This is a genomic window from Acidovorax sp. NB1, from assembly GCF_005405905.1.
In the GTDB taxonomy this organism is placed as follows: domain Bacteria; phylum Pseudomonadota; class Gammaproteobacteria; order Burkholderiales; family Burkholderiaceae_C; genus Acidovorax.
Window position 1 is genome coordinate 207,332 of record NZ_BJHU01000016.1, and the last position, 12,106, is coordinate 219,437.

General features: G+C 65.5%; 11 protein-coding genes and 1 riboswitch. Of the genes, 6 read left to right on the plus strand and 5 right to left on the minus strand.

Annotated elements, in window-relative coordinates; all coding sequences use genetic code 11:
- The first annotated feature begins 21 nt into the window (after window positions 1-21).
- From AvAM_RS07725 to AvAM_RS07745, 5 genes are all read left to right on the plus strand, one after another.
- Window positions 22-630 (plus strand): HutD family protein, encoded by a 609-nt coding sequence (locus tag AvAM_RS07725; RefSeq protein ID WP_137746581.1) that lies wholly within the window; start codon window positions 22-24, stop codon window positions 628-630.
- Window positions 631-718: 88 nt separating this feature from the next.
- On the plus strand, window positions 719-1,996 hold the full coding sequence (hutI, locus tag AvAM_RS07730; protein WP_137746516.1) for an imidazolonepropionase: 1,278 nt from the start codon (window positions 719-721) through the stop codon (window positions 1,994-1,996).
- Window positions 1,993-3,405 (plus strand): formimidoylglutamate deiminase, encoded by a 1,413-nt coding sequence (locus AvAM_RS07735; protein ID WP_137746517.1) that lies wholly within the window; start codon window positions 1,993-1,995, stop codon window positions 3,403-3,405. The genes hutI and AvAM_RS07735 overlap by 4 nt, the downstream gene beginning before the upstream one ends.
- A 25-nt stretch (window positions 3,406-3,430) precedes the next feature.
- On the plus strand, window positions 3,431-4,246 hold the full coding sequence (gene hutG / locus AvAM_RS07740; protein WP_137746518.1) for an N-formylglutamate deformylase: 816 nt from the start codon (window positions 3,431-3,433) through the stop codon (window positions 4,244-4,246).
- A 193-nt stretch (window positions 4,247-4,439) separates the two neighbouring features.
- A complete protein-coding gene (locus AvAM_RS07745; protein ID WP_137746519.1) occupies window positions 4,440-4,643 on the plus strand; it encodes a hypothetical protein in 204 nt (67 codons plus the stop codon).
- A 125-nt stretch (window positions 4,644-4,768) separates the two neighbouring features.
- Here the strand turns inward: AvAM_RS07745 and asd are convergent, their stop codons facing one another.
- Window positions 4,769-5,620 (minus strand): archaetidylserine decarboxylase, encoded by an 852-nt coding sequence (asd, locus tag AvAM_RS07750; protein WP_137746520.1) that lies wholly within the window; start codon window positions 5,618-5,620, stop codon window positions 4,769-4,771.
- A 179-nt stretch (window positions 5,621-5,799) separates the two neighbouring features.
- Window positions 5,800-5,889: riboswitch (cyclic di-GMP riboswitch) on the plus strand.
- A 120-nt stretch (window positions 5,890-6,009) separates the two neighbouring features.
- Here asd and AvAM_RS07755 point away from each other — a divergent pair.
- A complete protein-coding gene (locus tag AvAM_RS07755) occupies window positions 6,010-8,382 on the plus strand; it encodes a putative Ig domain-containing protein (protein WP_137746521.1) in 2,373 nt (790 codons plus the stop codon).
- 67 nt (window positions 8,383-8,449) lie between these two features.
- Here AvAM_RS07755 and AvAM_RS07760 read toward each other — a convergent pair whose 3' ends face one another.
- From AvAM_RS07760 to AvAM_RS07775, 4 genes are all read right to left on the minus strand, one after another.
- Window positions 8,450-9,163 carry an ABC transporter ATP-binding protein gene (locus AvAM_RS07760; protein ID WP_137746522.1) on the minus strand — a complete coding sequence of 238 codons (714 nt, stop codon included), beginning with the start codon at window positions 9,161-9,163 and terminating at the stop codon, window positions 8,450-8,452.
- A 170-nt stretch (window positions 9,164-9,333) separates the two neighbouring features.
- On the minus strand, window positions 9,334-10,107 hold the full coding sequence (locus tag AvAM_RS07765; protein WP_137746523.1) for an ABC transporter ATP-binding protein: 774 nt from the start codon (window positions 10,105-10,107) through the stop codon (window positions 9,334-9,336).
- On the minus strand, window positions 10,100-11,098 hold the full coding sequence (locus AvAM_RS07770; RefSeq protein WP_137746524.1) for a branched-chain amino acid ABC transporter permease: 999 nt from the start codon (window positions 11,096-11,098) through the stop codon (window positions 10,100-10,102). The genes AvAM_RS07765 and AvAM_RS07770 overlap by 8 nt, the downstream gene beginning before the upstream one ends.
- Window positions 11,095-11,958 (minus strand): branched-chain amino acid ABC transporter permease, encoded by an 864-nt coding sequence (locus AvAM_RS07775; protein WP_137746525.1) that lies wholly within the window; start codon window positions 11,956-11,958, stop codon window positions 11,095-11,097. Before AvAM_RS07775 ends, AvAM_RS07770 begins: the two co-directional genes overlap by 4 nt.
- Window positions 11,959-12,106: the final 148 nt, after the last annotated feature.

Sequence of the window (12,106 nt, forward strand, 5' to 3'; positions counted from 1 at the left end):
AGGGATACAACGACGATGGCGATGCACTTTTTTGACCTGGCCACCACGCCCAGCATGCCCTGGAAAAACGGCGGCGGCAGCACGCAGGAACTGGCCTGCTGGCCCCCGGGCGCGGACATGAACAGCTTTGAGTGGCGCGTGAGCCTGGCCACGGTGGACCGGCCCGGGCCGTTCTCCGTCTTCCCCGGGATTGACCGCCAGATCATGCTGCTTTCTGGCGACGGTCTGCACCTGCGCAGCCCTGGCTGGGAGCACCGGCTGGAGCCGCGCTGGCAGCCGTTTGCATTCTCGGGCGACGACGCGGTGGACGGCGCCATGCTGGGCGGCACCTCCAAGGACTTCAATCTCATGCAGCGGCGCGGCCAATGGCAGGGCCCGCTGCGGGTGGTGGCCGATGCGCAATCGCCCGGCGGTGCGCCTGCAGGTTTGTGTCTGGTGTTGCAGGGCGACTGGCAGTGGGGGGCACAAGGCGCGGAACCCCGTGCGTTGACAGCGGGGCAGGGCTTTTGGTGGGGGGGCGATGGCGCACCTGTGCCGGGGCGGCTGGAGCCTGTGCAGGCAGCGGGCGCGACCGATGCGCCCGCACTGGTCTGGATCGCTTTGCAGCCCGGTGTCGCTGCAAAAAATTGAATAAAAATGGCCGCTACCGCGCGATAGGTAATCGCTGATAGCTATCATTTGTATAGCATTTAACACGGAGCCCGTGGTGGGCAGGCAGATGCAAGACAAGGACAACAACGGTCACCCCCACGGGGGGGCCGCCAGCGAGAGTGCCGATGGTGTGTGGCTGAATCTGAAGCCCGTGCCCGGCCTCTGGGTGGTCGATGAACCTGTGCCTGAGTGCCAACTGGCCTGCGTGGTGGTGCAGGGCGGCCGCATGGCCTGGGTGGGGCCCGAGGCGCAATTGCCCGCCGCCTACCAGCCACTGCGCCGCCACGACGGACGGGGTGCGCTGGCCACCCCTGGCCTTGTGGACTGCCACACCCACCTGGTCTACGGCGGCCAGCGCGCCAACGAATTCGCCATGCGGCTGGCGGGTGCCACGTATGAAGAAGTGGCCAAGGCAGGTGGCGGCATCGTGTCGTCGGTGAAGGCTACGCGCGCGGCGTCGGAAGACGAACTGTTTGCCCAGGCCGCACCGCGCCTGCAAGCCTTGCTGGCCGAAGGCGTGTGCGCCATCGAGATCAAGTCCGGCTATGGTCTGGCGCTGGAGCATGAGCGCAAACAGCTGCGCGTGGCCCGCCGCCTGGGCGAAGCGTTTGGCGTGACGGTGCGCACCACCTTTTTGGGCGCGCACGCGCTGCCGCCCGAGTACGCAGGCCGCAGCCAAGCCTATGTCGATCTGGTCTGCAACGAGATGCTGCCCGCGCTGGCCGCTGAGGGCCTGGTGGATGCGGTGGACGTGTTCTGCGAACGCATCGCCTTCACGCTGGCCGAGACCGAGCAGGTCTTTCAGGCCGCGCAGAAGCTTGGCATCCCCGTCAAGCTGCATGCGGAGCAACTCTCGGACATGGGAGGCTCGGCACTGGCCGCGCGCTACGGCGCACTGTCGTGCGACCACATCGAACACCTGTCGGCCGACGGCATTGCCGCGATGAAGGCTGCAGGCACGGTGGCCGTGCTGCTGCCCGGCGCCTACTACACGCTGCGCGACACGCACCTGCCGCCCATCGCACAGCTGCGCGATGCGGGTGTGCCCATGGCGGTCTCCACCGACCACAACCCCGGCACCTCGCCCGCGCTCAGCCTGCTGCTCATGGCCAACATGGCCTGCACCTTGTTCCGCCTGACGGTGCCCGAGGCGCTGGCTGGCATCACCATCCATGCGGCACGTGCGCTGGGCCTGCAGGACACGCACGGCCTGATCGCGTCGGGGCGGCCCGCCAACCTTGTGCTGTGGCCGGTGGGCGAGGCAGCCGAGTTGGCCTACTGGTTTGGTCACAAGCCTGCCTGCACCATCGTGCGGCAAGGGCGCATTCACGGAGGCCGGGCATGAACCAGATTTTTGCTGCCGATGTGCTGCTGCCAACCGGCTGGGCGCGCGATGTGCTCATTGCGTGGGACGGGGCAGGGCGCATCACCGCCGTCACGCCCGGTGCGCAGCGGCCTGAAGGCGCAGCCATTGCGCCGGGCCCGGTGGTCCCCGGCATGCCCAACCTGCACTCGCACGCCTTCCAGCGCGCGTTTGCGGGCCTGACCGAATACCGGGGCGAAAGCCAGGACAGCTTCTGGAGCTGGCGCAACCTGATGTACCGCTTTGCCGCGCGCATCACCCCTGAGTCGCTGGAGGCGATTGCCACTTGGCTTTACGTGGAGATGCTGGAGGCGGGCTACACCAGCGTGTGCGAGTTCCACTACGTGCACCACGACCAGGATGGCCGTCCCTATGCCGACGACGCCACGCTGTCGCTGGCACTGCTGCGCGCGGCGCAGCGCGCGGGCATCGGCATCACGCTGCTGCCGGTGCTCTACCAGACCAGCGGCTTCGGCGCCAAGCCGCCGCGTGCCGACCAGGCCCGCTTTATCCGCAGCACGGACAACATGCTCTCTTTGTTGGAGCGCCTGGCGCCCGCTGCGCAGGCGCAAGCGGCCGTTCTGGGCCTGGCTCCGCACTCGCTGCGCGCTGTGCCGCCCGACAGCCTGGCCGCTGCGGTGCAAGGCCTCACGGCGCTGAACCCGCGTGCCCCTATCCACATCCACATCGCCGAGCAGACGCAGGAGGTGGAGGACTGCATTGCCTGGAGCGGCCAGCGCCCCGTGCAGTGGCTGCTGGAGCATGCCCCTGTGGACGAACGCTGGTGCCTGGTGCACGCCACGCACATGACGCAGCAGGAGTACCAGGACGCAGCCCGCACCGGTGCCGTGGCAGGCATCTGCCCCACCACCGAGGCCAATCTGGGTGACGGCATCTTCGACATGCCGCTGTGGCTGCAGCACGGCGGCCGCTGGGGTGTGGGCTCGGACAGCCATGCCTGCGTGAACGCTGCGGAGGAGTTGCTGATGCTGGAATACGGCCAGCGCCTGTCGCTGCGCCAGCGCAATGTGCTGGCCAGCGCCAGCCAGGCCGAGGTGGCCACGGCCATGACCTTGCAGGCGGTGCAGGGCGGGGCGCAGGCGTCCGGCCGTACGGTTGGTGGCCCGGCGGGCCTGGCCTGCTTGGCGGGCTTGGCCGTGGGCCAGCAGGCCGACATGGTGGCGCTCGATGCGCAGCATGTGGCGCTGGCAGGCCTGCCTGGGCCCAGCATGTTGTCGTCCCATGTGTTTGGCAGCCACCGCACGTCGGCCATTGACAGCCTGTGGGTGGGCGGTGTGCAACGCGTGGCAGCGGGGCGCCATGCCTTGCACGACACGGCCGCGCAGGCCTTTGTGGCGGCCCGGTCCACCACCATCGCTGCTGCTGATTGATTCTGTTCTTGCCAATTTTTTTGCCATGACCTACACCGCTCCCCCACCACCGTTCACCTTCCACCAGGGCACACAGCCGCTCCTGGTCTCCATGCCTCACGCGGGCACCTACGTGCCGCCCGCGCTGGCTGCGCGTTTCACCGACGAAGCCCGCCATGTGCCCGACACCGACTGGCACATGGAGCGCCTCTATGCGTTTGCGAAAGACATGGGCGCGTCCATCCTCGTGGCCACGCATTCGCGCTATGTGGTGGACCTGAACCGCCCGCCCGATGGCGCGAGCCTCTACCCTGGCCAGAGCGTCACCGGCCTGTGCCCCGTGGACACGTTTGACGACACGCCCATCTACGCGCAGGGCGATGTGCCCGATGACGCAGAAGTGGCCGCGCGCCGCGGCGCCGTCTGGGCCCCGTACCACGCGCAACTGCGCGCCGAGCTGGACAGCATCCGCGCGCAGCACGGCGTGGCGGTGCTGTGGGACGCACACTCCATCCGCTCGGTGCTGCCGCGCTTCTTTGAGGGCAAGCTGCCCGACCTGAACCTGGGCACGGCCGATGGCGCAAGCTGCGATCCGGCGCTGGCGCAGGAGTTGCTGGTGATTGCCCAATCGGCGCCGGGCTACACCGGCGTGCTCAATGGCCGCTTCAAGGGCGGGCACATCACGCGCCACTATGGCCAACCCGCGCAGAACATCCACGCCGTGCAGCTGGAGATGACCCAGTGCAGCTACATGCAGGAGGCTCTGCCTTTTGACTACCTGCCCGATGTGGCGGCTGGTGTGCAGCCGCACCTGAAGCGCTTGCTGACTGCGGCGCTGGCGTTTGCGGCGGCACGCACCTAAGAGCCTGCTCACGATTCTCTGCAAGGTCGTTACCAGGCTCTCCGGCTGCGCTGCGTGGGCTCCTGATCTTTTGAAGGCGCGGCAGCGCAGTGGGGTGTTTTGGCAGGATGCCGGTGCTAGGATGGTTCACCCGGCCTGACACAGGCCGTGGGGTGTGCCACCCGGCCACCTTTGCGGAAGGAGCCGCACCCTGATGGAATCTGCGGCCTATTACTACATGCCTTTGTTCCGGCCCGGTGCGGTCGTTCACCTGGGCCACCGGCGTGAAACGGTGAGCCACGTGATGCTGCGGCGCAGCGGCTTGATGGTGTACCTGGTGGGGCATGAGGCCCCAGTGCATCCCGACGCACTTCAGCTGGAGCCCAGTGCTTTCCAGCTCAGCCGTGTGCCGGACTAGTGCGGCACGGAATCAGTCCCTGTGCAGCGGTGCTGCATGTTCAACGCGGCTGACAACCCCACAACAGAGACAGATCGCACGCGAAGGGTTTGTGCACCACCCGCCTTTGGCACAAGGCGCCCTGGTCAGCCCGCCGCCCGCCGGGCCATGGCCTCGCCCAACTGGATGGGCCGTGCGGGTGCCCACTGCGGGTTGAACTGCAGCGGCCCTTGGGGGAAGAGCATCACCACGGTGGAGCCGAGCAAAAAGCGCCCCATCTCCTCACCTTTTTGCAGGCGCACCTGGCCGGGCGCGTAGTCCCACTGGCGCAAATTGCCGGGGCGGGGCGGGTTGACCTGGCCGTGCCACACGGTCGCCATGCTGCCCACGATGGTGGCGCCCACCAGCACCAGCACGAAGGGGCCCGTGTCCGATTCAAACACGCAGACCACGCGCTCGTTGCGCGCAAACAGGCCGGGCACGCCGCGCGCGGTGGTGGGGTTGACCGAGAACAGCTCGCCGGGCACATGGATCATGCGCGTCAGCTCCCCCGCGCAAGGCATGTGGATGCGGTGGTAGTCGCGCGGGCTCAGGTACAGCGTGGCGAAGTGGCCGTTTTCAAAGCGCGCACCCAGTGCGGCATCACCCCCCACCAGCGCGGTGGTTGAATACGAATGGCCCTTGGCCTGGAACACCTGGTCCTTGGCGATGGGCCCGAACTGGCTGATGGCACCGTCCACGGGGCAGATCAGGTCGGCATCGGCCAGCGGGCGGGCGCCGTCTTTCAGTGCGCGCGTAAAGAAGTCGTTGAAGCTGGCGTAGCTGGCAATGTCGGGGTTGGCGGCCTCGCCCATGTTCACGTTGTAGCGGCCCACAAACCAGCGGATCACCGAGGTGGTGAGGCCGCCGAGGCGGGCTGATGCGAACTTGCCCGCGAGGGTGGTCAGAGCACGTTTGGGAAGAGCGTATTGGGGCAGTACGGCAAGGCGATCGGACAAAACGTTCTTCCTGAGTCGATGGAGCGAACGATTCTAACGATGGGGGGACTGCGGGCAAACCGGGTTATCAAGGGGGAGTGCGCATGGCGGAGGTGGCTCAGATGGCTCTCGTTTATCAAATGATAAATTTGAAATTGTTATCAAATTTATTGATTTTTTCGTTTCAAACAATTACATTTCTCCCATCAAGGCACACCCGCACGAAAGTCGGGGTCGCAAAGCCACCGGTCTAACCCCTTCTGAATGGGTATGGCAGCGGGGTTGCCACAGTTCCCCGGGGTGTATTACCGGGGAGGCGCGAGAGCGTGCCGGCAATCCTTGCAGGTGTTTGCAGTCCAGGCGGTCTTCGGTGTGTGCGGTATCAATTTCCGCATGTCATGGAGAACAGAATGCCAACACACACTCGCCGTCACCTTTTCGCTCTCAGGCCCCCGCGTGCTCGCTGGGCGTTGCTTTCGGCCATTCCGTTGGTGGTCATGGGGTGCGGTGGCGCTGCCGACACCGAGGGCGCCAGCGACGTGGCCACCACCATCACCACACTGCAAGTGTCTGCCGACGTGTTGCCGCCAGAGGTGGAGGGCATGTGGGCACAGCCCACCTTCCACATTGCGCCAGTGGTGCTGGAGGCTCCTGACGACATGGATGCGCAGGATGCCAACCAGTCTGCGCGGAGTGCTCCCAAGTCGCAGCAGGTGCCGGATATGTTCAAGGCACTGTCCACCCGCCGTCTCACCCCTTCCAGCCTGGAAGAGGTGCAGCAGAGGTCTGCGAACACGTCCTTGGCTATGCCCAAGGCTGCGGCAGCAGCGCCTCTCGCAGGTACCGGCGCGGTCACCACCTATTCGGTCGCTCAGGTCCGGGCGGCCTATGGCTTTGGTGCGTTGCCCGCTGTGGGAGCCAAGCCTTCCGGTGTTCAGGCCGCCCAACTGGGTGCAGGGCAGACGGTGTATGTCGTCGGTGCGAAGCACAACCCTAACGTTGCAGCCGAACTGGCATCGTTCAATCAAAAGTTTGGGTTACCCGCCTGTACGGCAAAGGTTCTGCCGGTGGCCACAGGGTTGCCTTTGGCCGCTGCGTCCCCTGCAGTGGGTTGCGAATTGTGGGTGGCTTACAGCACAGCATCCGGGGGCATTTCTGCTGTGGCGCCTGCCTACGACGCTGGGTGGGCTACGGAAATCGCGTTGGATGTCCAGTGGGTGCATGCGATCGCACCGCTGGCGCGCATAGTTCTCGTTGAAGCGCCGGACGCATCGGTCAACAGCCTGCTGGGAGCCATACGGCTGGCCAACAGCATGGGACCAGGGGTGGTGTCCATGAGCTTTGGGGCGCAGGAGGGTGCGTGGACAGCCTCGGTGGACTCTGCCTTTGCTGCAGCCGGAATGACCTACCTTGCAGCAACGGGCGATTCTGGCGCAGGAGTGAACTGGCCTTCGGTTTCTTCCAATGTCATTGCGGTGGGCGGCACAACGCTGACCTATTCCGGCAGCGGGCCGCGCAGTGAGGTGAGCTGGTCGGGTACCGGTGGCGGTACCAGCGGCTTTGTTGCCGTTCCAGCGTACCAAAAGTCGTCTGTACCGGGTACTGGCTCGCTGGTGCGCCGCACCGTGGCCGATGTGGCCATGAATGCTGACCCTGCCACCGGCCAGTACGTGGCCGTCATGCAGCCAGGAAGCAGCGCAGTGCAATGGATCAGTGCTGGCGGCACCAGCCTGGCAGCGCCCATGTGGGCCGGGCTGGTGGCGGTTGCCAACGCAGGCCGGCAGCAAGCTGCGTTGCCATTAGTGGCTGGCGGGCACGCGTTGCTGTATGGGCAGATTGGCGCAGTGGCGTCGAACTATGCGAGCAGTTTTGCCGACATTCGCCTGGGCAGCCACGGCGTCTGCAGCACCTGCTCGGCGGGGCCTGGGTATGACCAGTTGACAGGTTTGGGCACTCCCAATGCCAGCACGCTGGTGAACTTGCTGGCCGGCGTTGCAGCACCTGCACCTGCGCCGGTAGTCACACCGGCCACCATCAGCGGCACCGTGGGTACGGCACTGACCTTCACCGCGTCGGTCAATGCCCCCAACCCCGTTGCCTTGAGCCTTTCCGGTGCGCCCACCGGAATGTCGATCAGCGCTGCCGGTGTAGTGTCGTGGCCAGCGCCGGTGGCAGGGGCCTACGCCGTCACCGTCGTGGCCAAGGACACCAAGACGGGGCTCACCGGGCAGGGGGTTTACAACATCAATGTGATCGCACCGGTGGCCCCCACTATCGAGAGCGCAAGCATTGCAGGCCGCCCTGGCGTTGCCCTGTCTTTCAAGGCCAATGTCAGCGCAGTCAACCCGGTGGCGTATTCCCTTGCAGGGGCTCCCTCAGGCATGGTCGTCACCGCAGATGGCGTGGTGAGCTGGCCCAAGCCGGTGGCCGGTACTTACAGTGTGACCTTGACCGCGAAGGACACCAAGACGGGCTTGTCGGGCAAGGGTGTCTTCACGGTCAAGATCGCCGCTGCAGGTCCGGTGATCACGGCCGCTGCCATGGTGGGCGTAGCCGGTCAGCCGCTGTCCGGCAGCATCAACATCACATCGCCAGGCGCCACCTCGCTCTCAGTCTCCATCACGGGCGTGCCATTGGGCATGGGCTTTGCTGTGTCTGGAAGCACCATCATGGCCATCTGGCCCAAGCCGGTGGCAGGCAGCTATCAACTGGTGGTCACAGCCAAGGACTCGGCCGGTTTATCCGCCCAACTGAATGTGCCGGTGACAATTCACCTGCGCTAGGAAGCTGAGCTTCCGGAGCCGTCGCAAGGCTCCCGTTTCCAACCCGGAATGCCTGCAACCGGTGCGCTCAAACCCCGAGGTACTGGTCCAGCAGCGCGGGCTGCGCGTGAAGTGCATCCGAGCTGCCTTCAAACACGATCTGCCCCTTCACCAGGATCACGTTGCGGTCGGTGATCTGTGTGACGTGTTTCCAGTTCTTGTCCACGATCACGCTGCTGATGCCGCTGTCCTTGATGAGGCTGCAGATGCGCCAGATCTCGCGTGCGATCAGCGGTGCCAGGCCTTCGGTGGCCTCGTCGAGGATGAGCACGTCGGGGTTGGTCATCAGCGCGCGGCCGATGGTCAGCATCTGCTGCTCGCCACCGCTGAGCTGCTGGCCGCCGTGACCCAGGCGTTCCTTCAGGCGCGGGAAGGTCTCCAGCACACGCTCGTAGGTCCAGTCGCGCTGGCCGCGTGTGCCTGCGCGGGCGGCCATCTGCAGGTTCTCGACCACGCTCAGGTTGCCGAAGATGCCCCGGCCTTCGGGCACATAGGCAATGCCCAGCCGGGCAACCTCGTAAGGCGGCTTGCCCGTCATATCGCGTCCGGCCACGGCCACGCTGCCCGAGCGGGGCTTGACCAGACCCATCAGCGACTTGAGCAGGGTGCTCTTGCCCATGCCGTTGCGGCCCATGAGACCGATGGTTTCGCCCTGGCCCACGGTGAAGTCAATGCCGTGCAGGATGTGGCTGCTGCCGTAGAAGGTGTGGATGCCCTTGGCATCGATCCATGGAGTAGTCATCTCAGTTATCCATAGCGCTGCGCGCCACCTGCAGCGGATGAAACTGGCGCGGCCAAGGCCAGCGCCCCCGTGCAAGGGCCGCCCCGCCGCACCGGGGGCGTCCCCCTCCCAGATTGCGAAGCAATTGGAGAGAGGGGGAAGGCGCGAAGCGACTCAGGGGGTGTTTCATTTCAGTGGTCCTCGCCCAGGTAGGCGGCTTGCACACCCTCGTCAGCGCGCACCTCGGGCGGTGTGCCGTGGGCAATCACCTCGCCGTTGACCATCACGGTGAGCCGGTCGGCCAGCGCAAACACCGCGTCCATGTCGTGCTCCACCAGCATGATGGCGTGCGCGGGCTTGAGGCGCTGCAGCAGGTCCACCATACGCTCGGCCTCGGCCACGCCCATGCCGGCCAGAGGCTCGTCGAGCAGCAGCACCCGGGGCTCGGTGGCCAGGGTCATCGCGATCTCCAGCTGGCGTTGTTCGCCGTGGCTCATGGCCCCGGCTATCGCCATGCGCCGGTCTTTCAAGCCAGATAGCTCGATAGCGCGCTCCAGACGTTCGGTGGTAGCTCTGTTTTTGATAGTGTTGGCGCGCGTGTCCTGCCACCAGCGCAACGGGTTCCAGGGCTGCTGCGCATCGCGCGACTGTGCGGCCAGGCGCACGTTTTCATGCACCGTGAGCGGCAGGAAGATATTGGTCTTTTGGTAGCTGCGGCCCAGGCCCTGGCGCGAGATGCGCTCCGGTGCCCAACCCGTCACATCGGTGCCGCCCAGCAGCACCTGGCCCGAGGTGGGGGGCAGGTCGCCCGAGAGCAGGTTGGTCAGCGTGGACTTGCCCGCGCCGTTGGGGCCGATCACGGCGTGGATCTGGCCGCGCCACAGGTCCACAGAGACGCCATTGACGGCAGCCAGGCCGCCAAAGCGCTTGGTGAGCTGGTGGGCGGAAAGCAGGGCGTCAGCCATGGTCAGAACCCTCCTGCGCCTTGTTTGCACTGCGCTGCCCCAGCATGCCCAGCAGCCCGCGCGGTGCGGCCACTACCACCAGCACGATGAAGCCGCCCATCAGCAGCTGCCAGTGTTTGGTGATGTCCTTGAATACATGCAGCAGATACTCGAAGGCGAAGGCGCCGACGATGGCTCCCGCAAAATTGCCCATGCCGCCCAGGATGATCATCATGATGGCGTGGGCGCTCATGTGAAAACCCATCAGCTCAGGGTTTACGTAGCCGGTCTGCGCCCCCCACAGGTAGCCCGCCAGCCCTGCCAGCGCACCCGCCACGGTAAATGCCGTGAGCTTGTAGCCCTGGGTGCCAAAACCCATGGCGCGCATGCGGTGCTCATTGATGCGGATGCCCGACAGCGCCCGGCCCAGCGGGCTCCAGAGCAGGCGGCGCAGCAACAGGTAAACGATGACCACCAGCGCGAGCGTGAAGTAGTAGAAGGTCTTGCGGCCTTCCAGGTCAAAGGGCAGCCAACCGAAGAGTGAGGCGTCGGGCCGGAAGTTGATGTAGAGCCCGTCTGAGCCGCCCAGCACCTTGTTGTCGAAGAACAGGTAGAACACCATCTGCGCGAACGCCATGGTGACCATGATGAAGTAGATGCCGTGCGTGCGCACCACAAAGAAGCCGATGACCAGTGCCACCAGTGCGGCGCCCGCCACCGCCAGCGGCAGCGTCCACCACAGGCTCACGGGCGCGTCGGCCGGTGTGAGGAAGGCGAGTGCATAGCCTGCCACGCCAAAGTAGGCGGCATGGCCCAGCGACACAAGGCCGGTCACGCCCTGCAGCAGATCCAGGCTCATCGCGAAGATGGCCATGATCATCATGCGCGTGACCATTTGCACGTAGAAGTCGCTGCCCACCACGGGGAACAGCAGCAACGCGGCCAGCCCCAGCGCAAGGGCAAACTGCACGCTGCGCGGCAGCACTTCGATATTGGCGCGAGGGGTGCTCATTGTTTGAAAAGACCTTCAGGTTTCCACAGCAGCACCGCCGCCATCAGCATGTAGACCAGCATCCCGGCCACCTGCGGCAAAAGCACCTTGCCAAATGTATCCACCAAGCCCACCAGCAGCGCCGAGATCAGTGCACCGCGCACCGAGCCGATGCCTCCGATCACCACCACCACAAAACACATGATGAGCACCGATGCGCCCATGTTGGGGTAGACGCTGGACACCGGCGCGGCCACCATGCCGGCGACTGCAGCCAGCCCCACGCCGAGCGCGAACACGATGGCATGGATGAGCTTGATGTTCACGCCCAGCGACTCGGCCATGTCGCGGTTGAATGCACCCGCGCGGATCTTCATGCCCAGGCGGGTCTTGGATATCAGCAGGTACAGGGCCACCGCCAGCGCAATGCACACGCCCGAGATGAACAACCGGTAGACCGGGTAGGAGAGGGTGTCGGTGAGCGGAATCGACCAGTCCAATACCTTGGGGATGGGCACGCCGTGCACATCGTCGCCCCACAGGATGGAGCGCAGTTCCTCGAAGATGTAGATGAGGCCGAAAGTCAGCAGGACCTGGTCCAGGTGGTCGCGGTGGTAGAAGTGGCGAAACAGAAGCCACTCCAGCGCCAGCCCGAACACCACCGACAGCAGCGCGCCACCCACAATGGCCAACGCCAGACTGCCGAAATGCCCCGACAGCGAATACGCGAGGTAAGCCCCCAGCATGTAGAAGCTGCCGTGCGCCAGATTCACCACGCCCATGATCCCGAAGATCAGCGTGAGCCCGGCCGCCAGCATGAACAGCAGCAGGCCGTACTGCACGCTGTTGAGCAACTGGATCAGGAAGGTTGCGAAGTCCATGAATGTGGTGATGTTGGCTGCCACGCGGATGTGATCGGCAGCCACAGATGAAGGGAGTTTTATGGCGGGGGTAAGTCCCCGTGAAGTTGGCAACTGGCGCGGCCTCGTCTAGGGCCGCCGCGCAAGGGCCGCCCCGCCGCGCTGGCGG